The organism is Serratia sp. CY44782 (assembly GCF_052168715.1).
Taxonomy (GTDB): Bacteria; Pseudomonadota; Gammaproteobacteria; order Enterobacterales; family Enterobacteriaceae; genus Serratia; species Serratia nevei.
Genome location: NZ_JBJNME010000006.1, coordinates 102,943 through 125,946, shown reverse-complemented (window position 1 = coordinate 125,946; position 23,004 = coordinate 102,943). Strand labels below are relative to the sequence as shown.

Genomic DNA, 23,004 nt, shown 5'->3' with positions numbered 1-23,004 from the left:
CTCTTATCTAAACGAAATGATGGCGCTATTGTCCCACAGACCGCCCGCGGCGTCAGCCCGAGTTACGTCTGCGGATCGATCATCGAGGCACGCCCGGCGCTGAACGACCACTCGTCCAACTGGGTAGTGGTGATCACCACCATCACATCCTCGGGGCGCAGCCGCAGGTTTTCCGCCAGCAGCGCCGCCAGCCGCTCGTAGAAGCGCCGCTTGGTGTCGGTGTCGCGCGGCCGCCCGGCGGTGATGTAAAACAGCACGAAATCCGCGCTGCGCGGCCCGCCGAGATAGTCGCGATCGTAGATAAGCTCACCGGGGCGGTATTGATCGATCACCTGAAATTTATCCGTCGGCGGCACCTCAAAGGCCTCCACCAGCGCCTGATGCAGGCTGTCGGACAGGGTTTGCAGATAGTCGGCGGACTTACCCTGATGCAGGGCGATACGGCTAAACGGCATGATTGGCCTCCTGTTCCAGCTCGCGCAGGCGCGCCACGGCCGACGCCGCCGCGGGCCAGCCGGCGTAGAACGCCAGATGGGTGATGAGCTCGGCCAGCTGCTGACGCGTCACGCCGTTGCGCTGCGCCAGCTGCAGGTGAAACGGCAGCTGTTCCACGCGGTTGAGCGCCACCAGCGCGGCGACGGTAATCAGGCTGCGCTCACGCGGGCTCAGCGCCGGCCGCTGCCAAATATCGTCAAACAACACTCGGTCGCTGAGCTGCGCCAGCTTAGGGGCAATATCGCCGAACGCCTGTTGCCCGGCCTGGGATTCTGATGGCATCACACTCTCCTGTCAGTTGCGGATAGCCTTACGCTACCCGCCGCCGCAGCGAGTGAAAATCGGGATTTTCGGCAGTCTCGGTTCAGAAAAACGGGAGGGTTCCCCGCCGGGCGGCGGGGAGGATTCACGATTCCAGCGGGGCAACGCCGTCGAACTGCGCGCTCAGCAGCGCATTCAGCTCCGGCCGCTGTTCCACCCGTTCAGCGATGGCGTACAGCCGCGGACAGTGTTGCCGGAACCACGCGCGACCCGGCCGCCAGTGGCACATCACCGCCACGTACAGATCCAACGCGCTGAAGCTCTTGCCGAGAAACCACGGGCCCGCTGCGCCGGCGGCGGCGTTCAGCTGCTGCAATAAACGCTCGCGATAAGCCATTACCGCGTTTTTCAGCTGTTCCGCCCCCGCCGCCTGCGGCTGCCAGCGCTGCGGATGGTCGGCATAGGTGAAGGTGGGGTAAATCTCCGCGTTGATGAACAGCAGCCAGCGCAGAAAACGCGGCAACAGCGGCGAACCGCCGGGCGGCGCCAGCTCGGCATGCGGTGCGCGATCGTGCAGCAGCAGAATAATCGCCGCACTCTCCGTCATCACTTCGTCATTGGGCAACACCAAGGTGGGCACCTGACCCAGCGGGTTCAGCGCCAGCAGGCGATCGCGCTCCGGGCCGTCCTGCGTGTAGTCCACTTCCTCATAGCCCCAGGGGAAAGCGGTCAACGCCAACGCGGCGGCCACGATCGTCGAGCCGCAGCCCTGCGTACCGAACAAAGTATAAGTATCGTGCATGATTCCTCCCGCAGCGGAACAAAGTATCGGTAACTGTAGACCAGCCGCCGACCATCGGCTGAAGAAAAAATTCATCCTTTGCGCGACTTTTTTAATCGTTCGACATGAAAATGAATTTTTTGTCATAAATAGATCACATTACTACGGTAAAAATTCTCCGCCGCAAACAATCAGGCGGCACAGTAAAACAGCAATGCAACTGATGATAAGCGTCTTTCAATCGAATAAAGCAGGGTAACTCATGAAACGTAATCTTCTGGCCGTTATTATTCCGGCACTTTTACTTGCGCAAGCGGCACAGGCAGCAGAAATCTACAATAAAGACGGCAACAAACTCGATTTTTACGGTCGTGTGAAAGCCCTGCATTATTTCTCCGATGATGCCGGCAACGACGGTGATAAAACCTACGTCCGTATCGGCTTTAAAGGCGCGACTCAGATTAATGACATGCTGACCGGTTACGGCCAGTGGGAATATCAGATCGCCGCCAACCATTCTGAATCCGACGGCACTAAAGACACTAAAACGCGTCTGGGCTTCGCCGGTCTGAAATATAAAGACTTCGGCTCTTTCGATTACGGTCGCAACTACGGCATTATTTACGACGTCGGCGCCTGGACGGATATGCTGCCTGAATTCGGCGACGATGCTTACGTCAAGACCGACAACTTCATGAACGGCCGCACCAACGGCGTTGCCACCTACCGTAATAACAACTTCTTCGGTCTGGTTGACGGCCTGAAATTCGCCGTGCAGTACCAGGGCAAGAACGAAAACGACGGCCGCTCCGCCAGCAAGGCGAACGGCGACGGTTGGGGCCTTTCCTCCAGCTATGAAATTATCGACGGCCTGAGCGTGGGCGCCGCCTATGCCTCTTCCAACCGTACCGCCAGCCAGAAAGCGGGCACCTTCGGCAAAGGCGACAAGGCCGATATCTGGGCCGCCGGTATGAAATACGACAACAACGATGTCTACCTGGCTGCCACCTACTCGGAAAGCCGCAACATCGCGCCTATTTCCGGCACCGCCACCATCAATAACCGCTCCACCTCCGTCAGCGGCTTCGCCAATAAAGCAGAAGGCCTGGAACTGGTTGCGCAATATCAGTTCGATTTCGGTCTGCGCCCATCGCTGGGCTATGTTCAGCAGAAAGGCAAAGATATTGAAGGCATCGGCGATGCCGACCTGGTGAAATATATCGATGTCGGCGCGTACTACTATTTCAACAAGAACATGTCGACCTATGTCGATTATAAAATCAACCAGCTCGACAGCAATAACAAGCTGGGTCTGAAAGACGACAACGTGATTGCCGTCGCCCTGACCTACCAGTTCTGATGTGATGAATGAATAACCACCACTGCAAACTTTAGCGTCACTTGATACCCAGAGTTTTATTTCGCCGGGCGGCTGCGTCCGGCTTTTTTGTTTTTATTTTCCCGCCAACGAATGCCCCCGCTTGCCTTGCAAAACAAACGGGTCTACATGTATAGCTTTCCCCCCGAGCGGAATCAGCCATGCATAACGACGGACGCTTCGACTACCACAACGCCCTGCGCTACAGCAGCGACGAGCTGGCAAACATCCTCAACCACTGTTTTGAAAACTACATCGTGCGCTTCGTGCTCGACGGGCCGACCTTCGCCGCCCGCTTCGGCGCTGAGGATCTCAGCCTGAACGACAGCCTGATCGTCACCCACCGCCATGAACCGGTGGCGGTGGCGCTGATCGCCCGCCGCGGCCGGCACAGCCGGATTGCAGCCTTTTCCGTGCGCCCGGAGATGCGCGGCCAGGGGCTGGGCAAGGCGCTGATGCAGCGGCTGGTGGCGGATGCCCGCCAGCGCGGCGACCGACGGCTGTCGCTGGAAGTGATCGAAGGCAACGAAGCCGCGCTGGCGCTGTATCATCGCGCCGGGCTGCGCATCGTGCGCACCCTGACCGGCCATCAGGCGCCGGCGGAAGCGCCGCCAGGCACGGCGGCGCTGCAGGCGGTCGATCCGCTGACCGTCAGCCATCGCCTGACGGCGGAAGGCGCCACCGACCTGCCCTGGCTGATCGCCCCCGAATCGCTGTTCAAGCTGCCGGGCAAACCGCAGGCCTATACGCTCAATCGTCAAGCCTACGCCGTGGTGATGCCCGGCGCCGAGCACTGCTGGCTGCGCCTGATCTACGTGCCGCCGCAGCACCGCGGCCAGGGGCATGCGCGCGCCTTGCTGGCCGCCCTGCAAACGCGGTTCGCCCCTTTGCCGCTGACCGCTAACGTCTTTGTGCCCGAGGTGGCGGCCCCCTTCTTTACGTATCTTGGCTGGCGACAGGATCCCCTGCGCCAGTTCGAGATGGATATGCTGCTGGACAGCCCACAAGAATAAAACCGAGAGAGATAACAATGGCAGGAAAACAGGCAAGGAAACTCACCCTCGGCGCGGCGGTCGGCGTCGCGCTGCTGACGTTGGCCGGTTGCGCGCAGCCGCCGCACACCGACGCCCAGGCCCAGCAACGGCTGGCGGATCAGTCGGTGCTGGCGGTGAACTGGTTCCAACAGTCCGGCGAATACCAGGCGCTGGCGCATCAGGCGTTCAACAGCGCGCAGCGCGCCTTCGATCAGGCCAAGGCCGCGCCGGGCCGTAAAAAGGCGGTGGTGGTCGATCTGGATGAAACCATGCTGGACAACAGCGCCTACTCCGGCTGGCAGGCGCAGCAGGGCCAGCCGTACGACGGCGCCACCTGGGCCCAATGGACGCAGGCCGAACAGGCCGGCGCGGTGCCGGGCGCGGTGTCGTTTGCCCGTTACGTTAACACCCATCAGGGGACGATGTTCTACGTATCGAACCGCAAGCAGAGCGAGTACGCCGCCACGGTGGCCAACATGCAGAAGCTCGGTTTCACCGGCATGTCGGAAAAGACCGTGCTGCTCAGCACCGACACCTCCAATAAGCAGGCGCGCTTCGACGCCATCAAACAAGCCGGCTATGACATCGTGGTGTACGCGGGCGATAACCTGAACGACTTCGGCGCCGCGACTTACCACCAGGACAATGCGCAGCGCCGGGCATTCGTCAGCGAGAACCAGGGCAAGTTCGGCACCGAATACATCGTGCTGCCCAACCCGATGTACGGCGATTGGGAAAGCGGGCTGGCCCGCGATTACAACAAGCTGACGCCGCAGCAGAAGCTGCAGGTGCGCCAGCAGGCGATCAAAGCCTGGCGCGGGCGCTAAGCCTCACAGCAGTTTGTACATATAGCAGGTGGCTTCCAACGCCCCGCCGTCGCTGGCGCGGGCGTATTGTGGGATGTCACCTGCCGCTTCGAACCCCAATTGGCAGTACAACCCCTGCGCCGCGCTGCCGCTCAGGGTATCCAGCACCAACAGGCTGCGGCGATGACGCGCCGCCAGCGCCTGCACTTCCTGCATCAACAGCCGCGCGACGCCCTGTCGCCGCGCCTGCGGGTGCACCATCAGCTTGACCACTTCCGCCCGGTGGCGGCCATTGTCCGGCATCGCCAACAGCAGCTGCACGGTGCCGACCGGCCGCCCGTTCGCGAGCGCCACCAGCATCGCGCGCTCGCCCCGCGCCAGGGCCGGCAGCAGCCCCTGCCAAAACGCCCGCGCCTGTTCCAGCGTAAAAGGCATGACAAAACCGATGCTGGCGCCGTGCGCCACGCTGGCGTGCAGCATTTCGGCCAGGTCGGCCATGGCGTTGTGCGCCGCGTCGGCGTCCCACTGTTGTAATTCAATCATGGCTATGGCCTGCAGATAACGAGCGTGTAATGGGCCGGCTCATCGCCGGGGACATGGAAACGGGAAGCGCCGAACAGGCGGTAGCGCAGACAATCGCCGGGCGACAGCCGGAAAACGCGCCCTTCCAGCGTCAGCTCCAGCTGCCCGGACAGCAGCCAGAGGTGATGCTCCAGCGCCGGAATCGACGGCAGGTCGTAATCGATCTGCGCGCCGGCATCGAGCCGGGCTTCGATAAATTCGGCCTTATACAGCGCGGCAGGCGGGGAAACGGAGCGACGGTGAAAACCGCTGGCGCGATCGATCCATACCGGCTGTTGCGGCGGTCGCAGCAGCTCCGGCGGTTCGTCTTCGATTTCGCTCAGCAGGCGCGACATGGTCAACCCGTAGGCGGCGCACAGCCGGTTCAGCAGCGACGCCGTCGGGCTGGTTTCGGCGCGCTCCACCCGCGAGAGCGTCGCCCGGCTAAGGCCGGTGCGTTGCGCCAGCTCCTCCAGCGACCACCCCTGCTGCTGGCGCAAATCCGCCAACCGCTGCGCCAACCTCTGGTCGGCCGTCTCCAAACCGTTATCCATCGTTCACACTCCGCCGCAAAATCCCATATAAGAGAAATAATCTCAAATTAGAGATATGGCAAGCGAATTTTAAAAAATGCCGCGCAGCGCGATAAATATCAGCAGGCTCAGCAACACCACCGCCAGCATGTTGCGCAGAAAGAACGCCAATATCACCGCAAACACCGCCCCCCACAGGTAAGGGTTATCCGGCGCGGCGCGCAGCTGGTCGCCGCTGAAGGCGATAATCGGCCCGCAAATTGCCGTCAGCACCGCCGGCACGGAAAAGCTCAGCAGGGTTTTGACGCGCGGCGATAACCGCAGCGGCAATCCCGGCGCCAAAAAGCAGTAGCGGTTGAAGAACACCACCAGCCCCATCAAGACTATCGTCAGCCAGATCATCGGCGCCCCCCGCTGCACAGCAGCCCGACCAGCATCGCCGCCACGGTGGCGATCACCAGTGCGCCCGGCGTCTGGAAATGGTGCAACACGATGGAAAGCAGCAGCGCGGTCAGCACGCAGGCCAACACCGGCAGGCTGCGCACCAGCGGCACCACGATGGCGATAAAGGTGGCGGCGATGGAAAAATCCAGCCCATAACCGTCCAGATCCCCGGCGCTGCCGGCGGCTACGATGCCGAGCAGCGTGGAGAGAAACCAGCACAGGTAAAAGGTCAGCCCGGCGCCCAGCGCATACCAGCGGTCGAAGCGCGCCGGCGCCTGTTCGCCGGTCAGCGCAAACAGTTCATCGGTGAGCAAGAATCCCAGGGCCAGCCGCCAGCGTAACGGCAGCGGCGCAATGCGCTCCCTCAGCCGCAGCGCATAGAGAAAATGCTGGGCGGTGACGAAAAAGGTCGACAGCAGGATCGCCAGCAGCCCGGCGCCGCCCTTGATCATGCCCATCGCCACCAGCTGCGCCGCCCCGGCGAACACGATGGCCGACATGCCCAGCCCCTGCGCCGGCGTCAGGCCGCTTTGCAGGGCAATCGAGCCCGCCAGTATGCCCCACGGCACCACCGCCAGGCACAGCGGCAAGATCGCCACTCCCCCCTGCAGCGCGGGGCGCAGGCGGGCAGACGGCGGCGTGATGAGGGGGATTGAATCAGTCATGGGCTTCTCCTTCGGTTGAAGAAGCCAGCTTACGGCGCAGGCGCACACGGGTATTGCACCCGATTGCCCGGTTATTTCAGCGATTTGACATAGTCGCCCGGCGTAATGCCCATCGACTTGCGAAAATGGCGATGGAAATGGCTTTGATCGTGAAAACCGCAGCTCAGCGCGCTGTCCAGCACGCTGCTACCGGCCTTCAGCATGCCGCGCGCTTTACGCAGCCGCGCCTGAATTTGATAGGCGTGCGGCGGCAGACCGGTGGCCTGCTGAAACTGCCGCAGCAGGTAATAAGGGCTGAGCGCCACTCGCTCCGCCAGCTCCAGCAGCGAAATGTCCGCCTCGGGGAAATCGTCGAGAAAGGCTTTCACCCGCGCCACCTGGCTTTGCGCCCGGCTCTGCGGCGTGGGATCGATGCGGCTTTTACCGTGCCGCAGCATCAGCCAGGTCAGCGCCGAGAACACCATGGTCTCTTTCATCAGCCGGTTCTCATCGCTGCGCAGCAGGCTGAACGCCATCCGCAGCTGGCCGGCCAGGCCGACGTCATGCACCACCGGGTTGGGGAAATAAGGCGTCGCGCCGGCGCCGGTTTTCAGATCGCGCGACAAAAACGCCAGCAGCTCCGGCGTCGGGTACATCGCCTGATACGACCATCCCTCTTCGGTGGCGGAACTGCCGGTGTGGATGTCGTCGGCGTTGACCAGAATGATGCTGCCCAGCGGCGCCACGTGTTCGCCACCGGTGCGGTAGAAACGCTGGGCGCCGTCGTCGATGACGCCCACGCAGAAGCCTTCATGGCTGTGGCGCGAGAAGGTTTGGCGGCGGTAGGTGGCCTGCAGCACTTCCAGCCCGCCGAGATCGTCGACGTGCATGAAATGGGCCTGTTCCCGGGATGCTTTGCGCGCTGCGCCTTCCACCTTCATCTTGCCTACCTCCGCTGAATGAGCGCCATTCTAGCACTCACGCGAGGGCGGGGTTTGTACAAAATTGCCCGTATCGGCGCCCGGCGGCGCGATCGCCGCGCAGCGCCAGGCGCTGAACACCGCCAGCAGCGGCGCCAGCGCGAACGCCAGGAACAGCCAACGCGCCGCCGACGCCGCGCCCACCGCCCCGCCCGGATCGTTCAGCCCCGCCAGATTGGCCGTCATCCCGGCCAGCGCCGCCCCGAACGCGGTGGCGAACAGCTGCACCGTGGTAATGGAAGCGCCGGCGATGTCTTTATCCGCCTCAGGCGCCACCTGCAAAATGCGCGTCAGCAGGTGCGGCCAGCCGAAGCCGATGCCGAACCCCACCAGCAACAGCGCAATGACGATCGGCGCCAGCGCCTGCCAGTGGCCACCGGACGGCACCGGCATCAGGATCGCCAGCGCCAGCAGCCCCACCAGCACAAACAGCGGCCCGCTGACAATCGCCCGGCGAATGCCCGCCCCGCGCCAGCCGGAGCTGAGGATCTCGGACAGCGTCCAGCCGGCGGCCATGGCGGCGGCGATATAGCCGGAGATCAGCGGCGACTGGCCGTGCAGCAGCTGCAGGAAATAAGGCACGAAGATCTCGCTGGTCATGCCGATCACCAGCAACGCGGTCGTGATGTAGAGCGCCGCCAACGATGAACCGCGCCGCAGTGCGCCATGCGGTAACAGACGGGCTCTCGAGTGCGCTTCACGCTTCAGCAGCCAGGCCATCAGCAGCAGCGAGAGCGCGATGCCCGCCAGGTTGATCCAGGCGCTGTGCGCCAGGCTGCCGGCGGACACCACCAGCACCGCCACGGTCAACAGCAGCAGCTGGGCGGCCGGCAACGGCGCGGCCGCCTGCTGCGCTTTGCCCTTGGGCAGGATCAGGAAGGTAAACGCGGCGTACAGCGCCATGATCGGCAGCAGAATGCCGAAGGCCCAACGCCAGGCGTGCAGCTCGGCGAAAATGCCGCCCACCGCCGGCCCCACCAGGGTGGCGATGCCCCACATCGCCGAGATGAGCGCCATGGCGCGTGGCCATAATCGCTGCTCGAACACTAGGTTGATCATCGCGTAGGAGAGCGCAAAGATCAGCCCGCCGCCGAAGCCCTGCACCGTGCGGCCGATCAGCATCACCGGCATGCTCGGCGCCAGCGCGCACAGCGCCGCCCCGGCAATGAAGAACAGCGAAGCCACCAGATAGGCGCTGCGCGCGCCGTAGCCGCTGAGCAAGCGGGCCGACAGCGCGGAACCGAGGATCGACGCCACCACGAACAGCGTGGTGTTCCAGGCGTAGAGATCCAGCCCGCCGATATCCTGCACCACCGAGGGCAGAATGGTGGTGGCGACCAAAATATTGATGGCATGCAGCGCTACGCCGAGCGAAAGCGCGATCGCACTGGCCGCATTTTTGCCGGAGAAAAGGTCGCTCCAGCGGCTATCGTCATGGGTTATCACGGTTGTCGTCCTGTTTTCAGAGGAATGGCATTGAGTTGGTCATGAGATTGCGTTAAATTTAACAAGAGTTATCTTGGAATAAGTTAGGGCGAGGCGGAGAAATATGTCAAGAATAAACTTGGAAAATAGCGGCAGCACCGCACAATCGGTCAGTGACCGCTTGCTGACGCTATTGAAAACCCGCGGCCCGCAGCAAGCTTCTGACGCAGGAAAGGTGCTCGGCACCACCGGTGAGGCGGCCCGCCAGCAGTTCGTCAAGCTGGCGAAAGAGGGGCTGGTCGAAGCGGTGGCGGAAACGCGCGGCGTGGGCCGCCCGGTGCAGCTGTGGCATTTGACCTCCGCCGGCAACGCACGCTTTCCCGACACCCATGCGGATCTGACGGTGCAGCTGCTGCGCACCGTGCGCGACAAGCTGGGCGAACAGGCGCTCGACGTGCTGATCGAGACCCGCGAGCAGGAAAACCGCATCAACTACAAGCAGGCGATGATCGGCGCCGCCGATCTGCAGGAGCGCGTGGCGCGCCTGACCGAGATCCGCTGCCGCGAAGGCTATATGGCCGAATGGCGCCAGGAAGAGGACGGTACCTATCTGCTGGTGGAAAATCACTGCCCGATCTGCGCCGCCGCTACCGTCTGCCAGGGCTTCTGCCGGGCGGAGTTGAGTATCTTCACCGAAGTGCTGCAGGCGCAGGTAGAGCGCGCCGAACACATTCTGGCCGGCTCGCGGCGCTGCGCCTACCGCATTTCGCTCCTGTAACACCGGTTTTTGCCCACGTTTTCAACCGGTACAGATTATTCTGCTTGTGTACCCCGCACCTTCCCTTCTAAGGTTGAATTAACGAACATTCAGGCAAACAGCGGGCCTCGCGCCCGCCCTGAGAAATCCGCCGGCGCCTGGCGCGCTAGCGGCAGAGTAACCCCACGGGAGTTGAACGATGAAGAAGCCGCATGCCGGATTCTGGCTGGCGACGCTGGGACTGGGCGTCTGCTGGCTGCTGGCGCTGCTGACTCGCGATCGGCTCAACGGCATACTGCTGGCCGGCGCGGCGCTGGCGCTGATTTTTACCCCCGCCGCCCGCCGTAAAGGCGCGGCCCTGGCCGCCTTGGGCGGCATCGGCATGGATGGGCTTTGGAGCTACAGCGGCGTGCTGCACTACAGCGGGCAACACGGCCTGCCGCTCTGGGCCATCGCGCTTTGGATCGGTTTCGGCTGCTGGTGGTATTGGTTGCTGGACGTGGTCAGAGCGGCCCCCTGGCCGCTGGCGGTGCTGGGCGCCGCCGTCGGCCCCTTCGCCTACGCCGTATCCTGGAAGCTGGACGCCTTGCTGCCCGGCGTGCCGCCGGAGTTCATGCTGCTGCTGCTGGCCGTCGGCTGGTCGATTTATCTGCCGGCCGTCAGCTGGCTGCAGTGGAAACGACGGGACAGCTGAACGGCGGGCAGCGGCCGGGAAAAATAATGCCGAAGGCCATTGCTTATCGGTTGCCCGATCGGGTTTACTGAGCGTTCTAATAATAATCATCCCTGCAAAATACAATCCTATGCTTAGCCAACCAAGCCGTCGCGTCCTGCCGTTGATCGGGGCGTTGTTCACGTTATATATCGTTTGGGGTTCCACCTATTTCGTCATTCGCCTCGGCGTCGCGCAGTGGCCGCCGCTGATGATGGCCGGCATTCGCTTTCTGACCGCCGGCATCGTGCTGTTCAGCTTCCTGGCCTGGCGCGGCCACGCGCTGCCGACGCCGAAGCAGTGGCTGGCCGCCGGCGTCATCGGCATTCTGCTGCTGGCGGTGGGCAACGGCCTGGTGACAGTAGCGGAGCACCAACACGTACCGTCCGGCATCGCCGCGGTGATGGTGGCGACGGTGCCGCTGTTCACCCTCTGCTTCAGCCTGCTGTGGGGCATGCGCAACACCAAACTGGAATGGGCCGGCATCGCGCTCGGGCTGGTGGGCATCGTGCTGCTCAACACCGGCAACAACCTGGTGGGCAACCCGACCGGTGCGCTGCTCATTTTGCTGGCGTCGGCCAGCTGGGCCTTCGGCTCGGTATTGGGATCGCGCATCTCGCTGCCGGCCGGGCCGATGGCCGGCGCGGCGGAGATGCTGGTCGCCGGCGTGGTGTTATTGGTCGCCAGCCGGCTGAGCGGCGAACACCTGACTCAGATGCCGAGCACCAGCGGCTTTCTGGCGCTGGGGTACCTGATCGTCTTCGGTTCGATGCTGGCGATCAGCGCCTATATGTTTTTGTTGAAGAACGTGCGCCCGGCGGTCGCCACCAGCTACGCCTACGTCAACCCGGTGGTGGCGGTGCTGCTCGGCATCGGCTTTGCCGGCGAATCGCTGGCGCCGCGCGAGTGGCTGGCGCTGGCGATCATCGTGGCGGCGGTGGTGCTGGTGACGCTGGGGAAATACCTGTTCGCCCGCCCGGCCCGCGTGCAGGCCATCGACAGCGAACGGTAGCGATCGCAAAAGGCGGTCTGTGGGCCGCCGTTAAAAACGATTCTTGTTTCACCCGGTGAAGGGGCTATAATTCCCGCTGTTCCAAGCAACCTGCGAAATTATTCCTATGCTGAAAAAAGCGTTCGTCATCGTCATCGCCCTGTGCGCCTTCGGTTCTTTGGGCGGCGTATTTCTCGCCGGGCTGAACATCTACACCCGTTCTACTACTCCGCACGAAGAAAGCGCGCCTGCCGGGGATGCCGCCGCCACGCCGGCGCAAACCGAAACCCTTCAGGCCAAGTGATCGTCCATCCAACGCTGGCAGCGCTGCTGTAAAAAGCGCTGCAGCTGCCTGACGCGTTCCGACACCTGCGAGCGATGCGGGCAGACCAGATTGATCGGCACCGCGTCGCTGCGCCATTCCGGCAGCAGTTGCACCAGCCGCCCGGCGCGAATATCCGCCGCCACGTCGATCGCCGACTTGCGCACCACCCCGTGGCCGGCCAGCGCCCAGCGTCGCGCGATCTCGCCGTCATCGGTAAAATAGCTGCCGTTCAGCGGCACTTCGACCAGCTCCTCACCGCGCCATAGCCGCCATTCCACCTGCCGTTTGCCGCTGGGCTGATACACCAGAATGCTGTGCCGGGCCAGATCGGCCGGCGTTTGCGGCACGCCATGCCGCCGCAGATAATCCGGGCTGGCGCAGATCAACCGCCGGTGCTGCGGCAAAATAGGCAGCGCCACCAGCGAAGAGTCGGCCAGCGCCCCGAAACGCAACGCCACGTCCACCGGTTCGCGGAACAGATCGGCCTGCCGATCGTTGATCAGGAGCTGCAGCTGAATATGCGGATGCTGTTGCCGGAACTCGTCCAGCCAGCCTAACAGCAGATTACGGCCGAAATCCGACGGCGCGGAAATCTGCAGCACCCCGGATAGCCCCTGGTGCTTTTCGCGGATCGCCTGCTCCCCTTCAGCCAACGCGCCCAGCGCCAGGCGCGCGCTGTCGAGATAGCGGGCGCCCTCCTCCGTCAACCGCAGGCTGCGGGTGGAACGTACCAGCAGCCGCGCGCCCAGCTGCTGCTCCAGCCTTTTCACCGCGATGCTGGCCGCCGCCGGCGTTATATCCAGCGCGCGCGCCGCGGCGGAAAAACTGCCGCCGTCCACCGTGCGGACAAACACCTCGAGATCGACAAATGAGGTCATCAGCTCCCCTCCTTTAGTGTCATCGATTATTAATATTAATTTACAAGTGTTTGCTATTAGGCGGGGTTTTGTCCTCATTTTCAATCAGGAAAGATAGATCCCGTTGAAACTTACCCTAAAAGAGGCCTTAACATGACGATTCCCGATTCCCCTCTGAAACGACAAAAACTGGTGATCCTCGGCGGTACCAGCGGCATTGGCGCCGCGGTGGCCTACGCGGCGGCGGCGCGCGGCGCTGAAGTGGTGCTGGCTTCACGCCGCCTGCCCCACGCCAGGGAGAAGAACGACGCGCTGCGCCTGATGCAGGCCGACCTGACCGATGAAGCGTCGCTGCATGCGCTGTTTGCCGCCGTCGGCGCCTTCGACCATCTGGTGATCACCGCCGGGCCGCTGGTGGAGGCCAAGCCGCTGGCTGAAACGGCCATCCAACAGGCGCAGGCCGACTTCAACGTCAAATTTTGGGGAAGTTTGCGCGCGGTGCAGGCGGCGCTGCCGACGCTAGCGCCGCAGGGCTCCATCACCCTGACTTCCGGCCAGCTGTCGCGTAAATATCTCGGCGGTCAGTTGGTCAAAACCGCCATCAACGCCGCGCTGGAAGCGACCGGCAAGCAGCTGGCGAAGGAGCTGGCACCGCGGCGGGTGAACGTGGTCAGCCCCGGCATCACCGCCACCGAAGCCTACGACGGCATGAGCGCCGCGCAGCGTCAGGCGCTGTTCGAACGGGTTGGCGGCAGCCTGCCGGTCGGCAGGGTCGGCCAGGCGGCCGACGTCGCGGCGGGTTACCTGCTGGCGATGGAGAACGGCTTCGTGACCGGCAGCGTGATCGACATCGACGGCGGCGGCCTGTTGTAACGGCGGCTAGAGCGCCGTTACACCCTGCGCGGCGGCCTGCTGTTCCAGCACGGTGATAATCTGGTAGGCCGAACGCGGCACCAGGCTGAAATCGCCGATCAGCAGGCGGTCGCTGACCGCCTCATCCAGCATCGCACGGGCGCCGGCACGCAGGATTTCCACCTGTTCCGGCGGCGTACCCGCCGCGGTGATCAGCGGCAGGCCGGGCACCGCCGCCGTGCGGCCGATGATTTTCAGCCCCTCCAGCGCCTGCGGCTGCGCACGGCGCAGCAGTTCCATGCTGATCGAATCGATGGCGGCGATATCCGCCTGCCCGCTGCGGATCAGCTTCAGCGACTGATAATGCGCGCCGGAGGCCATCGCCGCACCAAAGAATTTCCCGTCCTGCGCCAGCGGTGCGATCAGCGCGCGCAGGCCGTTGTAGCCGGACTGGGAATCGGTGCTGTTATAAACCACCGTCCGGCCGCGAAAATCCGCCAGCCGTTCGCCGGGGTCGCCCGCGCGCACCACCAGCCAGCTGCGGTAATTCGGCCCGTCGCACCCTTCAACCCGGTAATGGTAGGTGCCAATCAGCTGCACCTGCGGCAGGGTGCTGACCAACGGATAACCGCAGGTTTGGCTGAGCAGCAGATCGTCGCGCCGCCAGTGCTGTGCCAAATCGTCCGGCCAGCTGAGCCGCTCCGGCGCCGCCGGCAGCCCCAGCCGCAGCAGCTTGTCGCGCAATACCTGCCAGAAGGATTCGGCCTGCTCCCGGCCAACGCCGTACATCGGTAGAGACACCTGCATCATTTCCCCCTTACCCCGCCGGAGTGGTCGCCAGCGTCTGCTGACGCCAGGCGGTGAGATAACGCACCCAACGTTCGAACAGCATATCGGTGATAATAGCCAACAAGGCCACCACCGCCGCGCCCTGGATCACATAGGCGGTGTTAAACCCGCTCAGACCGATGATGATCGGCGAGCCGAGGGTCTTGGTACCGACGGTGGAAGCGATGGCCGCCGTGCCGATGTTAATGATCACCGACGTGCGGATCCCGGCGACGATCACCGGCGCCGCCAGCGGCAATTCGACCCGCCACAGAATTTGCCAGGCGCTCATCCCCACGCCGCGGGCAATCTCACGCGTGGCGGGCGGCACCGATTCGATGCCCGCCAGCGTGCCCTGCAGGATCGGCAGCAGGCCGTACAATACCAGCGCAATGATCGCCGGCTGTTCGCTGAAGCCCATCACCGGCACCGCCACCGCCAGCACCGCCACCGGCGGGAAGGTCTGCCCCACCGCCACCACCGTTTCCACCAGCGAACGAAACTCCCGGCCGCTGCGCCGGGTGACGGCCACGCCGGCCGCCACGCCGAGAGCCACCGCGATCAGGCTGGAGATCGCCACCAGCGACAGGTGCGCCCCCACCAGCGCGATAAAGCTGTCCTGCTGATAAATGGGCCGCTCCAGATCGGGGAACCAGGCGGCGAACAGGCCGCGCAGATGATCCATGCCGAACACCAGCGCCAACAGCAGCGCCAGCGTCCAGGGCAGCGGATCGCGCAACAGGCGCCAGACGCGCCCGCTCATGACAGCGCCTGCCCGGCGATCAGATCGTTGAAGTGCAACACCCCCAACGCTTCGCCCCGTTCATCCACCACCGGCAGGCAGTCGCTGCCGCGCGCCACAAACACTGACAACGCCTCGCGCAGGCTCATGGCGGCAGCGATCGGTTCGCCCTCGGCGGCGCCGGGCCGCACCCGCTCCGCCACCGTTCCCAGCGACAGCAGCTTGATGCCGCGATCGCTGCGCCCGAAGAAATCCCGCACGAAGTCGTTGGCCGGCGCGGTCAGCAGCGCCAGCGGCGTGCCCTGTTGCACCACCCGCCCCTGATCGAGCAGCACCAGGCGATCCGCCAAGCCCAGCGCTTCATCGATGTCGTGCGTCACCAGCACGATGGTGCGGCCGGAGAGCTGATGGATGCGCGCGATCTCCGCCTGCAGCGCCGCACGGGTGACCGGATCCAGCGCGCCGAACGGTTCGTCCATCAGCAACACCTCGGGATCGGCGGCCAGCGCGCGCGCCACCCCCACCCGCTGCTGCTGCCCGCCGGACAGCTGATGCGGGTAGCGGCGGCGAAACAGATCCGGCTCCAAATGCAACAGCTCCAGCAGTTCGGTCACCCGATCGCGAATGCGCGCGCGCGGCCATTTCAGCAGCTGCGGCACGGTGGCGATGTTCTCCTCCACCGTCCAGTGCGGGAACAGGCCGATCGACTGGATCGCATAGCCCATGCGCCGCCGCAGATCCTGCGGTTTGAACGACTGGATCTCTTCGCCGGCAAAGAGAATCTTGCCCCGATCGTGTTCGATCAGGCGATTGACCATTTTTAACGTCGTGGACTTGCCGGAACCCGAGGTGCCGATCAACACGGTGAATTCGCCCTCGGCGATGTGCAGCGTGAGATCGTCGACCGCCGGCTTGCCCTGAAAAATTTTGCTGACTTGCTCAAAGTGAATCATCGGCGCGATACGTCCAGGATTGAAACCCAAAATTTAAACAGCGAATCGACGATGACCGCCATCATGACTACCGGGATCACCCCCAGCAAAACCAGATCCAGCGCGCTGCTGAGCAGCCCCTGGAACACGATGGCGCCAAAGCCGCCAGCGCCGATCAGCGCCGCCACCACCGCCATACCGACGGTTTGCACCGCCAGGATGCGCACGCCGGTCAGGAACAGCGGCAGCGCCAACGGCAGCTGCACGCGCAGGAAGATCTGCCCGCGCGTCAGCCCCATGCCGGTGGCGGATTCGATCACCCCGGCCGGCACGCTTTGCAGCCCCGCCACTACGCTGCGCACCAGCGGCAACAGCGCGTACAGCACCAGCGCCACGATCGCCGGCGCCATGCCGATGCCGCTGACGCCGTGCTCCGCCAGCCAGGGCACCGCCGTCGCCAGCCCCGCCAGCGGCGCGATCAGCAGGCCGAACAGCGCGATGGACGGCACGGTCTGAATAATGTTCAGCGCGGAGAAAATCGGCCGCTGCCAGCGTTCGGAGCGAAAACACAGCACCCCGAGCGGCACGCCGATCGCCAGCGCCGGCGCCATCGTCGCCAGCAGAATCGTCAGGTGCTGCAGCAGCGCGGCGTCAAACACCTCCTGGCGATTGTGGTACTCCTTCAGCAGCGACAGCTGATCGAGCTGATGCCCGAACAGCAGCAGCGCCGATGGCACCAGCACCAGCGCGTTGCCCAGCATGCGCCACAGGTGCGACGCGGTGATGCGCGCCATGGCGTCGGCGGCGATCAGCAGGCTCAGCGCCATCGTCAGCCAGCATCCGCTGCCCCAGGAGGTGCGCGCCAGGCGCGATCCCTCCTGCGCCAAACGTTCAGCAGCCTGCCCGCTGATCCAGAAGGCCAGCGTCAGCACCCCGCAGGCGGCCAGCGCCGCCAGCAGCGCCCGCCCCCGCGTCGGCGGCAACAGGCTGAGGATCGCCAATGCCGCCAGCGGTAACAGCAGCCACAGCGCCGGGCCGTGCAGCAAGGAGAACAAGGAGAGGCTTTTGCCCGACAACAGGCGATTGGGGGCATAACTGAGGAACGGCAGGCCAAACGCGGCCAGCAGCAACAGCATGAACAGCGTCAACAAGACGCGATGTTTTACGGCGATAGTCAAAGAAACGCTCCGGCTCCCTCGGTTTACCCCCTCTCCCGACGGCAGAGGGGGCACCTCGGCATTATCCCTTAACAAACCCTTTCTCTTTCAGGTAAGCGGCCGCCACCTGTTTGGCGTCCTGGCCTTCCACGGCGATCTGCGCGTTGAGTTTTTGCAGCGTCGGCCCGTCCAGAGAGGCGAACACCGGCTTGAGCAGCTCAGGCAGATTGGCGTGCGCCTTCAGCGCCGCTTCGCGCACGATCGGCGCCGGTGCGTAGATCGGCTGTACGCCTTTCGGGTCCGCCAGCGTCTGCAGCCCCAGCGCCGCCACCGGGCCATCGGTGCCGTAGGCCATCGCCGCGTTGACGCCGGAGGTCTGCTCCGCCGCCGCCTTGATGGTCACCGCCGTGTCACCGCCGGCCAGGGACAGCAGCTGATCCTGATTCAGTTTGAAACCGTAGGCGTTCTGGAACGCCGGCAGCGCATCCGGCCGCTCGATAAATTCCGCCGAGGCCGCCAGCTTGAACTTGCCGCCGCCGTTGATCCACTTGCCGAGATCCGACAGCGTCTTCAGATGGTTGGCCTCCGCCACGTCCTGACGAATGGCGATGGTCCAGGTGTTGTTGGCCGGCGCCGCGTCCAGCCAGACGATTTTGTTGTTGTCGTAGTCGAGCTGCTTCACCTTCTCGAAGCCGGCCTGGGCGTTCTTCCACGCCGGATCTTTCTCATCGGAGAAGAAAAACGCGCCGTTGCCGGTGTATTCCGGATAGATGTCGATCTCGCCGGAGGTAATGGCGCCGCGCAGCACCTTGGTAGTGCCGAGCTGCAGCTTGTTGGTGGTCTTGATGCCGTTGGCTTCCAGCACCTGCACGATAAGGTTGCCGAGCAGCGAACCTTCGGTATCGATCTTGGAGCCGACGCGCACCGAGTCGGCCGCCTGCGCCAGACCGCCGGTGGCCAGCAGAGCCAGCGCGACGGCAAAGGAACGTCCGCGTGATAAGGTGATTGCCATACTTTTCCTCTGGTTATACGTTTTCCAGCTCATGGGCCGGTTAGGTTGGAAAATCCTGAGAAACGCGCTTCCAGCGCGCAATAAATTTTTCCGTCGGCAGGGCATCGCCTTCCCCCTGCGGTTCATCGGCGCGCAACGGATGCACGCCAACGTCGATCGGCGTCAGGGCGTAATCGCGCAGCCACTCGCCGTAGCCCTGCGCGACAAATCCCTGGCTGCGCCGCTGATACGCCTCACGCTCCGCCAGATAGACTTCGCGCAAACCATACCAGGGCAGGCCGGGCAGATCGTGATGCACTAAATGGTAGTTCAGATTGAGAAACAGCAGCCGCCACGGCCAGCCCGCCTCATTAATAATAGAACGTGCCTGCGGTGCGTCCACGGCGCGATGCTCAAAAAACGATCTTACCTTGGTCAGCGCCAGCGCCGGGTAGCTGATGGCCAGCAGGTAAAACGCCGCGCCGATACCCTGCGCCTGCAGCCAGTTCAGCAACATCGCCAACAGCGACAGGTGTACTCCCCACATCACCCAGGCGCGCCACTCCCCGGCGGCAAGCGCTTTCACCGCCCCGGCCAGGGTCGCGGCGATATCCAACGCCGGGCCGAGGAGCACCCGGCCGATCAGCGTATTGCGCACGGCGGCCAGCAGCGGCAACAGGCGGGGATAGCGCCGCCACTGCGCGGCGCTGAAGTAATAGCTTTCGGGATCTTCGTGCGGATCGGTCAGGTGGTCGTTGCGGTGGTGGCGCAGATGCGAATCGCGATACAGCCCATAGGGATACCACACCGCCAGCGGCAACAGGCCGAACAGCTGATTGACGCGCGGCCAGCGCGTCGGATGGCCGTGGATCAGCTCGTGTTGCAACGACAGGTACCAGGTGGTCAGGAGAATCAACAGCGGCGCGCCAAGCCACGGGCCCAGCGTTTGCCAGCCCAGCGCCACGCCGAACCAGCCGCCGTACACCGCCGCCATGATCCCCCAGGTGGGCAATTCCATTCGCCAGTAGCGGCGCCGATAAAGCTGCCTGATTCGTTCGCGCTGTTCGGGGTGCAAATAGTGGGCGTGGGACATGCTGCGGCTCGCGGTGAGAGATTTTCTCCCAGTATCCGCGAGCCGTAGCGGCGTTCAAAATAACGAAAATGGCAAAGCTAAGTGAAAATTCAGCGGGTTGCGTACGCGGCCTGCGGTTCGCAGGCCACCGGGAAATTCACCGAGTTGGCGATAAAGCACAGGTGATGCGCCTTCTCATGCAGCTGTTGCGCCAGCTGCAGATCGTCGCCGTCGCGCACCGTGACCTGCGGCCGCAGCGTCACCGAGGTGAAAAAGCCGCCGCGCGCCGCGTCTTCACGCATCACCCCGACGGCGTTGTCCTGATAGGCTAGTACGGAAATGCCCGAGGTGGCGCACAGATGCAGATACCATAATTTGTGACAGGCGCTGAGCGAAGCCACCAGCAAATCTTCCGGGTTCCAGCGCGTCGCGTCGCCGCGGAAGGCCGGATCGGCGGAGCCGGCGATGTCTGCCTTGCCCGCGGCGCCGATCAGGTGATCGCGCCCGTAGGCGCGGTAATCCTCGGTGCCTGCGCCCAAATTCCCCTGCCAGGTGACCGCCACCTGATAATGATGCTCGCCTTTCATGCCTTTTTCTCCCGTTGGCCGGCCAATGAAACATCGTCTTGAGACGTGCCCGAAAAACACTATTGGTGGAAAAGCGTGAATACGCAAACGGCGAAACGAGAAAAAACGGGCCGCGCAGGCGGCCCGTCCGTTACCTCCCTTCAGGGAACGAAATCGAGCACCACGGCGTTGAACAGCGCGTACTCGGTGGCGGTGGCCATCGGCGGAAACTGCGCGTGCTGCACCGCCGCACTCGCCGCTGCGCACAGGGGCGCATCGCCTCTTACGATCTTGCTGCTCGCCAGCTTGCCGTCCGGCCGCAGCCGAATGCTGATGGTGCAGCGTTGGCCGCGCGCGCGTTCAGGCAAACGCAGCTCGCGGCTCACCGCGTTATGCACCCGCACCGGATAGCTGAGCGGTGCCATGGCCTGCGCCTCGGCCTGCGGTTCCGGCAACGGAATGCCGGCCTGATGCCCGGCGCCGCAGCCGCTCAGCAGCAACAGCGCCAACAGGCTTAGTGTCTTTTTCATTCCCGATGTCCTTATTGGGGGGATTTCTCCTTATCGAGCGGCCCTCACTGCGCCGCCGGGTAGGCCTCGCCGTCGTCCGCGTAACGCTGCAGCCGCTCGCGCCACCACTTGGCCGCCAGACCGCTGGCGCTTTCCCGCCAGCCGAAATAGGCAACGTCGCTGCAGCGCTCAGATTCCACGCGTTTCGCCACCAGTTCGCCCCTGTTCAGGTAAGGTTCCGCCAGAGAACGCGGCAGATAGCCGCAGCCCAACCCGGCCAACTGCGCCTGCAGCTTGGCGTCGAAGCCGAAGACCGTCAGCGTATCCTGCTCTTCGAGCAGGTTCAGGCTCTGCGGCGCGTTGACCCGCGAGGTATCGCGCACCACCACCGCCCGGTGCTGACGGATTTCGTCCTTCGGCAACGGTTCCGGCAGCGTCGCCAGCGGATGCTGCGGCGCGACGGCGAACACGTAATCCAGCTGCCCCAGCCGGCTGAACGCATAGCCCACCCGCGACGGCGGCTCGCAGATGGCGCCGATGATAATGTCGGCGCAGCCATAAACCAGCGATTCCCAGGAGCCGGCCAGCACCTCGTGGCTGAAACGCAGCCGGGTATGATGATGTTGCCGATAGAACTCGTCGATCAGTGGCAACAGGCGGGCGAACGGGAATGAGGCGTCGATCCCGAGCGTGATCTCGCTTTCCCAGCCGTTCTCCACGTAGCGCGCCTGCTGCTCCAGATCCTGCGCCGCCCGCAGCAACACCCGGCCTTTTTCCAGCATCAGCTTGCCGGTATCGGTGAACTTCGCCCGGTGGCCGGAGCGGTCCAGCAGGGTGATGTCGAGATCGTTCTCCAGCTTTTGCACCATATAGCTCAGTGCCGAAGGGGTTTTAAACAGTGCGGCGGCCGCGGCGGCGAAAGATCCGTGCCGGTCCAGCGCGTCCAAAATCAGCAGCGCTTCCAGGTTTAATCTCATGCTTTCTCCCGTGTATAAAAAAACTCAACAAGTCGGCAAAAATTCTGCGGTATCTTTGAAATCGCCCTCTGCCTACCATGCGTTTTATCGGCGTTACACTCATCAGATGTTCAACCGAAATATCACTGGGAAGGTAAATTATGTCCAAGTTTCAACTGCTTGATAAAGACAACTCCGCACTGATTTTTATCGATCATCAACCGCAAATGGCCTTCGGCGTGGCTAATATTGATCGTCAGCAACTGAAAAACAACGTTGTTGGCTTGGCGAAGGCGGGCAAGATTTTCAACGTGCCAACCCTTTTCACCTCGGTAGAAACCGAAAGCTTCAGCGGCTATATCTGGCCGGAACTGCTGGCGGTACACCCTGAAATCACCCCGATTGAACGCACCTCGATGAACTCCTGGGAAGACGCGGCCTTCGTTAAAGCCGTGGAAGCTACCGGCCGCAAAAAGCTGGTGATCTCCGCGCTGTGGACCGAAGTGTGTCTGACCTTCCCGGCGCTGATGGCGCTGGAAGCCGGCTATGAAGTGTATGTGGTGACCGACACCTCCGGCGGCACCTCCGTCGATGCGCACGAGCGTTCGATCGACCGCATGGTGCAGGCCGGCGCCGTGCCGGTGACCTGGCAGCAGGTGCTGCTGGAGTACCAGCGCGACTGGGCGCGCAAAGATACCTACGACGCGGTGATGGCGCTGGTGCGCGAACACAGCGGCGCGTACGGCATGGGCGTCGACTACGCTTACACCATGGTGCACCACGCACCGGCTCGCACGGTGAAATAATCCCCTTGCCCCGGCCCTGCGCCGGGGTATTTTCAGGAGTCGGTTTTATGGCCCATCCGCAGCATGTCACGCTGGTGATCACCCACCGTTTGGCGCCGGGGAACGAGCAGGCCTATGAGGCTTGGCTGAACCGCATCATGCCCGACGCCGCGGGCTTCACCGGCCATTTGGGCGTCAACGTGATTCGCCCTTCCGGCGACGAACAGGCCTATACGGTGTTGGTCCGCTTCGACAACCTCGACAACCTGTACCGCTGGATCCACTCGCCGCTGCGCAAGCAATACATCGAAGAAGTCACCCCGCTGCTGCTGGAGAGCGACCATATCGAGATCCGCCCCGGCGCGGAGTTCTGGTTTACCCCGCCCAACCCCGGCGTGCGCCAGCCGCCCCAGTGGAAGCAGTTCATCATCACCCTGCTGGTGATTTTCCCTTCCACCAATCTGGTGCCCTGGTTTTGGGGGTTGGTGCTGCCGCAGCTGGGCGGCACGCTGCTCGGCCATTTTCTCAATGACGCCACCGTGGTCGCCCTGGTGGTGTACCTGTGGATGCCTATCGTGACTCGCGTTTTTCATCAATGGCTGACCCGCCGCTAGGCGGTTCGCCGGGAGA

The 23,004-nt window shown here is 63.6% G+C and carries 29 protein-coding genes; 10 read left to right on the top strand and 19 right to left on the bottom strand.

From position 1 onward, the window contains the following. Positions 1–62: 62 nt before the first annotated feature. The 3 genes from ACJ8HT_RS12960 to ACJ8HT_RS12950 all read right to left on the bottom strand — a co-directional run bounded on the left by ACJ8HT_RS12960 (position 63) and on the right by ACJ8HT_RS12950 (position 1,558). Positions 63–455 (bottom strand): tautomerase family protein, encoded by a 393-nt coding sequence (locus ACJ8HT_RS12960; RefSeq protein WP_197652166.1) that lies wholly within the window; start codon positions 453–455, stop codon positions 63–65. Next, positions 445–777, bottom strand: a complete 333-nt coding sequence (locus ACJ8HT_RS12955) for a carboxymuconolactone decarboxylase family protein (RefSeq protein WP_049200944.1) — start codon at positions 775–777, stop codon at positions 445–447. Before ACJ8HT_RS12955 ends, ACJ8HT_RS12960 begins: the two co-directional genes overlap by 11 nt. A gap of 124 nt (positions 778–901) precedes the next feature. Continuing rightward, positions 902–1,558 carry a glutathione S-transferase family protein gene (locus ACJ8HT_RS12950; RefSeq protein ID WP_038880560.1) on the bottom strand — a complete coding sequence of 219 codons (657 nt, stop codon included), beginning with the start codon at positions 1,556–1,558 and terminating at the stop codon, positions 902–904. Between the two features lie 241 nt (positions 1,559–1,799). Between ACJ8HT_RS12950 and ompC the strand changes: the two genes are divergently transcribed. The 3 genes from ompC (at position 1,800) to ACJ8HT_RS12935 (ending at position 4,776) form a co-directional block, all read left to right on the top strand. After that, a complete protein-coding gene (gene ompC, locus ACJ8HT_RS12945; protein WP_038880563.1) occupies positions 1,800–2,897 on the top strand; it encodes a porin OmpC in 1,098 nt (365 codons plus the stop codon). Between the two features lie 179 nt (positions 2,898–3,076). Then, positions 3,077–3,928 (top strand): GNAT family N-acetyltransferase, encoded by an 852-nt coding sequence (locus ACJ8HT_RS12940; RefSeq protein ID WP_197652167.1) that lies wholly within the window; start codon positions 3,077–3,079, stop codon positions 3,926–3,928. A 17-nt stretch (positions 3,929–3,945) separates the two neighbouring features. After that, the gene (locus ACJ8HT_RS12935; RefSeq protein ID WP_142109506.1) at positions 3,946–4,776 is read left to right on the top strand and encodes a 5'-nucleotidase, lipoprotein e(P4) family; all 831 of its coding nucleotides are present in this window, start codon (positions 3,946–3,948) and stop codon (positions 4,774–4,776) included. A gap of 3 nt (positions 4,777–4,779) precedes the next feature. Here ACJ8HT_RS12935 and ACJ8HT_RS12930 read toward each other — a convergent pair whose 3' ends face one another. From ACJ8HT_RS12930 to ACJ8HT_RS12905, 6 genes are all read right to left on the bottom strand, one after another. After that, the gene (locus ACJ8HT_RS12930; protein WP_049200949.1) at positions 4,780–5,298 is read right to left on the bottom strand and encodes a GNAT family N-acetyltransferase; all 519 of its coding nucleotides are present in this window, start codon (positions 5,296–5,298) and stop codon (positions 4,780–4,782) included. 2 nt (positions 5,299–5,300) lie between these two features. Then, entirely contained in the window at positions 5,301–5,870 is a 570-nt protein-coding gene (locus ACJ8HT_RS12925; protein ID WP_197652168.1) for a helix-turn-helix domain-containing protein, read from the bottom strand. 69 nt (positions 5,871–5,939) lie between these two features. Then, positions 5,940–6,251, bottom strand: coding sequence for an AzlD domain-containing protein (locus tag ACJ8HT_RS12920; protein WP_049200952.1), 312 nt, complete (start codon positions 6,249–6,251; stop codon positions 5,940–5,942). Next, positions 6,248–6,958 carry an AzlC family ABC transporter permease gene (locus ACJ8HT_RS12915; RefSeq protein WP_197652169.1) on the bottom strand — a complete coding sequence of 237 codons (711 nt, stop codon included), beginning with the start codon at positions 6,956–6,958 and terminating at the stop codon, positions 6,248–6,250. The genes ACJ8HT_RS12920 and ACJ8HT_RS12915 overlap by 4 nt, the downstream gene beginning before the upstream one ends. Positions 6,959–7,029: 71 nt before the next feature. Then, on the bottom strand, positions 7,030–7,878 hold the full coding sequence (locus tag ACJ8HT_RS12910; RefSeq protein ID WP_049200955.1) for an AraC family transcriptional regulator: 849 nt from the start codon (positions 7,876–7,878) through the stop codon (positions 7,030–7,032). Between the two features lie 30 nt (positions 7,879–7,908). Next, positions 7,909–9,363 (bottom strand): MFS transporter, encoded by a 1,455-nt coding sequence (locus ACJ8HT_RS12905; RefSeq protein ID WP_197652170.1) that lies wholly within the window; start codon positions 9,361–9,363, stop codon positions 7,909–7,911. A 103-nt stretch (positions 9,364–9,466) separates the two neighbouring features. Between ACJ8HT_RS12905 and ACJ8HT_RS12900 the strand changes: the two genes are divergently transcribed. The 4 genes from ACJ8HT_RS12900 (at position 9,467) to ACJ8HT_RS12885 (ending at position 12,106) form a co-directional block, all read left to right on the top strand. Continuing rightward, on the top strand, positions 9,467–10,120 hold the full coding sequence (locus tag ACJ8HT_RS12900; protein WP_060421189.1) for a helix-turn-helix transcriptional regulator: 654 nt from the start codon (positions 9,467–9,469) through the stop codon (positions 10,118–10,120). Positions 10,121–10,298: 178 nt separating this feature from the next. Next, positions 10,299–10,793: a DUF2878 domain-containing protein gene (locus ACJ8HT_RS12895; RefSeq protein ID WP_049200960.1), complete on the top strand. Its 495-nt coding sequence runs from the start codon at positions 10,299–10,301 to the stop codon at positions 10,791–10,793. A gap of 109 nt (positions 10,794–10,902) precedes the next feature. Continuing rightward, positions 10,903–11,823 (top strand): drug/metabolite exporter YedA, encoded by a 921-nt coding sequence (yedA, locus tag ACJ8HT_RS12890; protein ID WP_049200962.1) that lies wholly within the window; start codon positions 10,903–10,905, stop codon positions 11,821–11,823. A 106-nt stretch (positions 11,824–11,929) separates the two neighbouring features. Continuing rightward, on the top strand, positions 11,930–12,106 hold the full coding sequence (locus ACJ8HT_RS12885) for a hypothetical protein (protein WP_016928550.1): 177 nt from the start codon (positions 11,930–11,932) through the stop codon (positions 12,104–12,106). Here ACJ8HT_RS12885 and ACJ8HT_RS12880 read toward each other — a convergent pair. Beyond that, positions 12,094–13,005, bottom strand: coding sequence for a LysR family transcriptional regulator (locus ACJ8HT_RS12880; RefSeq protein WP_197652171.1), 912 nt, complete (start codon positions 13,003–13,005; stop codon positions 12,094–12,096). The two genes, ACJ8HT_RS12885 and ACJ8HT_RS12880, sit on opposite strands and share 13 nt — an antisense overlap. Before the next feature lie 132 nt (positions 13,006–13,137). Between ACJ8HT_RS12880 and ACJ8HT_RS12875 the strand changes: the two genes are divergently transcribed. Further along, entirely contained in the window at positions 13,138–13,857 is a 720-nt protein-coding gene (locus ACJ8HT_RS12875; protein ID WP_197652172.1) for an SDR family oxidoreductase, read from the top strand. Between the two features lie 6 nt (positions 13,858–13,863). On the opposite strand, the gene ACJ8HT_RS12870 is transcribed toward ACJ8HT_RS12875, so the two are convergent. The 9 genes from ACJ8HT_RS12870 to ACJ8HT_RS12830 form a co-directional block, all read right to left on the bottom strand. Further along, on the bottom strand, positions 13,864–14,625 hold the full coding sequence (locus tag ACJ8HT_RS12870; protein ID WP_197652349.1) for a phosphate/phosphite/phosphonate ABC transporter substrate-binding protein: 762 nt from the start codon (positions 14,623–14,625) through the stop codon (positions 13,864–13,866). A gap of 28 nt (positions 14,626–14,653) precedes the next feature. Beyond that, complete coding sequence (locus tag ACJ8HT_RS12865; protein WP_048233049.1) at positions 14,654–15,427, bottom strand: ABC transporter permease; 774 nt, start codon at positions 15,425–15,427, stop codon at positions 14,654–14,656. Continuing rightward, a complete protein-coding gene (locus tag ACJ8HT_RS12860; RefSeq protein ID WP_195873584.1) occupies positions 15,424–16,359 on the bottom strand; it encodes an ABC transporter ATP-binding protein in 936 nt (311 codons plus the stop codon). Before ACJ8HT_RS12860 ends, ACJ8HT_RS12865 begins: the two co-directional genes overlap by 4 nt. Continuing rightward, positions 16,356–17,516, bottom strand: coding sequence for an ABC transporter permease (locus tag ACJ8HT_RS12855; protein WP_197652173.1), 1,161 nt, complete (start codon positions 17,514–17,516; stop codon positions 16,356–16,358). Before ACJ8HT_RS12855 ends, ACJ8HT_RS12860 begins: the two co-directional genes overlap by 4 nt. A gap of 61 nt (positions 17,517–17,577) precedes the next feature. Beyond that, positions 17,578–18,507, bottom strand: a complete 930-nt coding sequence (gene osmF / locus ACJ8HT_RS12850) for a glycine betaine ABC transporter substrate-binding protein OsmF (RefSeq protein ID WP_194571432.1) — start codon at positions 18,505–18,507, stop codon at positions 17,578–17,580. A gap of 40 nt (positions 18,508–18,547) precedes the next feature. Further along, a complete protein-coding gene (locus ACJ8HT_RS12845) occupies positions 18,548–19,579 on the bottom strand; it encodes a fatty acid desaturase (protein ID WP_195873582.1) in 1,032 nt (343 codons plus the stop codon). Between the two features lie 89 nt (positions 19,580–19,668). Beyond that, on the bottom strand, positions 19,669–20,145 hold the full coding sequence (locus ACJ8HT_RS12840; protein ID WP_049200976.1) for an OsmC family protein: 477 nt from the start codon (positions 20,143–20,145) through the stop codon (positions 19,669–19,671). Positions 20,146–20,285: 140 nt separating this feature from the next. After that, positions 20,286–20,654, bottom strand: a complete 369-nt coding sequence (locus ACJ8HT_RS12835; protein ID WP_194571431.1) for a cell envelope integrity TolA C-terminal domain-containing protein — start codon at positions 20,652–20,654, stop codon at positions 20,286–20,288. A 44-nt stretch (positions 20,655–20,698) separates the two neighbouring features. Next, positions 20,699–21,610 carry a LysR substrate-binding domain-containing protein gene (locus ACJ8HT_RS12830; RefSeq protein WP_194571429.1) on the bottom strand — a complete coding sequence of 304 codons (912 nt, stop codon included), beginning with the start codon at positions 21,608–21,610 and terminating at the stop codon, positions 20,699–20,701. A 140-nt stretch (positions 21,611–21,750) separates the two neighbouring features. On the opposite strand from ACJ8HT_RS12830, the gene ACJ8HT_RS12825 reads away from it, so the two are divergent. Together ACJ8HT_RS12825 and ACJ8HT_RS12820 are read left to right on the top strand one after the other, a co-directional pair. Continuing rightward, positions 21,751–22,395 carry a hydrolase gene (locus ACJ8HT_RS12825; protein WP_004939390.1) on the top strand — a complete coding sequence of 215 codons (645 nt, stop codon included), beginning with the start codon at positions 21,751–21,753 and terminating at the stop codon, positions 22,393–22,395. A 47-nt stretch (positions 22,396–22,442) separates the two neighbouring features. Next, on the top strand, positions 22,443–22,988 hold the full coding sequence (locus ACJ8HT_RS12820) for an antibiotic biosynthesis monooxygenase (protein ID WP_197652174.1): 546 nt from the start codon (positions 22,443–22,445) through the stop codon (positions 22,986–22,988). The last annotated feature ends 16 nt before the right edge of the window (positions 22,989–23,004 follow it).

Excerpts from the sequence above, each read along its gene's own strand:
- ACJ8HT_RS12960 (WP_197652166.1), bottom strand. The coding sequence starts at position 455 with ATGCCGTTTAGCCGTATCGCCCTGCATCAGGGTAAGTCCGCCGACTAT.
- ACJ8HT_RS12955 (WP_049200944.1), bottom strand. The coding sequence starts at position 777 with ATGCCATCAGAATCCCAGGCCGGGCAACAGGCGTTCGGCGATATTGCC.
- ACJ8HT_RS12950 (WP_038880560.1), bottom strand. The coding sequence starts at position 1,558 with ATGCACGATACTTATACTTTGTTCGGTACGCAGGGCTGCGGCTCGACG.
- ompC (WP_038880563.1), top strand. The coding sequence starts at position 1,800 with ATGAAACGTAATCTTCTGGCCGTTATTATTCCGGCACTTTTACTTGCG.
- ACJ8HT_RS12940 (WP_197652167.1), top strand. The coding sequence starts at position 3,077 with ATGCATAACGACGGACGCTTCGACTACCACAACGCCCTGCGCTACAGC.
- ACJ8HT_RS12935 (WP_142109506.1), top strand. The coding sequence starts at position 3,946 with ATGGCAGGAAAACAGGCAAGGAAACTCACCCTCGGCGCGGCGGTCGGC.
- ACJ8HT_RS12930 (WP_049200949.1), bottom strand. The coding sequence starts at position 5,298 with ATGATTGAATTACAACAGTGGGACGCCGACGCGGCGCACAACGCCATG.
- ACJ8HT_RS12925 (WP_197652168.1), bottom strand. The coding sequence starts at position 5,870 with ATGGATAACGGTTTGGAGACGGCCGACCAGAGGTTGGCGCAGCGGTTG.
- ACJ8HT_RS12920 (WP_049200952.1), bottom strand. The coding sequence starts at position 6,251 with ATGATCTGGCTGACGATAGTCTTGATGGGGCTGGTGGTGTTCTTCAAC.
- ACJ8HT_RS12915 (WP_197652169.1), bottom strand. The coding sequence starts at position 6,958 with ATGACTGATTCAATCCCCCTCATCACGCCGCCGTCTGCCCGCCTGCGC.
- ACJ8HT_RS12910 (WP_049200955.1), bottom strand. The coding sequence starts at position 7,878 with ATGAAGGTGGAAGGCGCAGCGCGCAAAGCATCCCGGGAACAGGCCCAT.
- ACJ8HT_RS12900 (WP_060421189.1), top strand. The coding sequence starts at position 9,467 with ATGTCAAGAATAAACTTGGAAAATAGCGGCAGCACCGCACAATCGGTC.
- ACJ8HT_RS12895 (WP_049200960.1), top strand. The coding sequence starts at position 10,299 with ATGAAGAAGCCGCATGCCGGATTCTGGCTGGCGACGCTGGGACTGGGC.
- yedA (WP_049200962.1), top strand. The coding sequence starts at position 10,903 with ATGCTTAGCCAACCAAGCCGTCGCGTCCTGCCGTTGATCGGGGCGTTG.
- ACJ8HT_RS12885 (WP_016928550.1), top strand. The coding sequence starts at position 11,930 with ATGCTGAAAAAAGCGTTCGTCATCGTCATCGCCCTGTGCGCCTTCGGT.
- ACJ8HT_RS12880 (WP_197652171.1), bottom strand. The coding sequence starts at position 13,005 with ATGACCTCATTTGTCGATCTCGAGGTGTTTGTCCGCACGGTGGACGGC.
- ACJ8HT_RS12875 (WP_197652172.1), top strand. The coding sequence starts at position 13,138 with ATGACGATTCCCGATTCCCCTCTGAAACGACAAAAACTGGTGATCCTC.
- ACJ8HT_RS12870 (WP_197652349.1), bottom strand. The coding sequence starts at position 14,625 with ATGTACGGCGTTGGCCGGGAGCAGGCCGAATCCTTCTGGCAGGTATTG.
- ACJ8HT_RS12865 (WP_048233049.1), bottom strand. The coding sequence starts at position 15,427 with ATGAGCGGGCGCGTCTGGCGCCTGTTGCGCGATCCGCTGCCCTGGACG.
- ACJ8HT_RS12860 (WP_195873584.1), bottom strand. The coding sequence starts at position 16,359 with ATGATTCACTTTGAGCAAGTCAGCAAAATTTTTCAGGGCAAGCCGGCG.
- osmF (WP_194571432.1), bottom strand. The coding sequence starts at position 18,507 with ATGGCAATCACCTTATCACGCGGACGTTCCTTTGCCGTCGCGCTGGCT.
- ACJ8HT_RS12845 (WP_195873582.1), bottom strand. The coding sequence starts at position 19,579 with ATGTCCCACGCCCACTATTTGCACCCCGAACAGCGCGAACGAATCAGG.
- ACJ8HT_RS12840 (WP_049200976.1), bottom strand. The coding sequence starts at position 20,145 with ATGAAAGGCGAGCATCATTATCAGGTGGCGGTCACCTGGCAGGGGAAT.
- ACJ8HT_RS12835 (WP_194571431.1), bottom strand. The coding sequence starts at position 20,654 with ATGAAAAAGACACTAAGCCTGTTGGCGCTGTTGCTGCTGAGCGGCTGC.
- ACJ8HT_RS12830 (WP_194571429.1), bottom strand. The coding sequence starts at position 21,610 with ATGAGATTAAACCTGGAAGCGCTGCTGATTTTGGACGCGCTGGACCGG.
- ACJ8HT_RS12825 (WP_004939390.1), top strand. The coding sequence starts at position 21,751 with ATGTCCAAGTTTCAACTGCTTGATAAAGACAACTCCGCACTGATTTTT.
- ACJ8HT_RS12820 (WP_197652174.1), top strand. The coding sequence starts at position 22,443 with ATGGCCCATCCGCAGCATGTCACGCTGGTGATCACCCACCGTTTGGCG.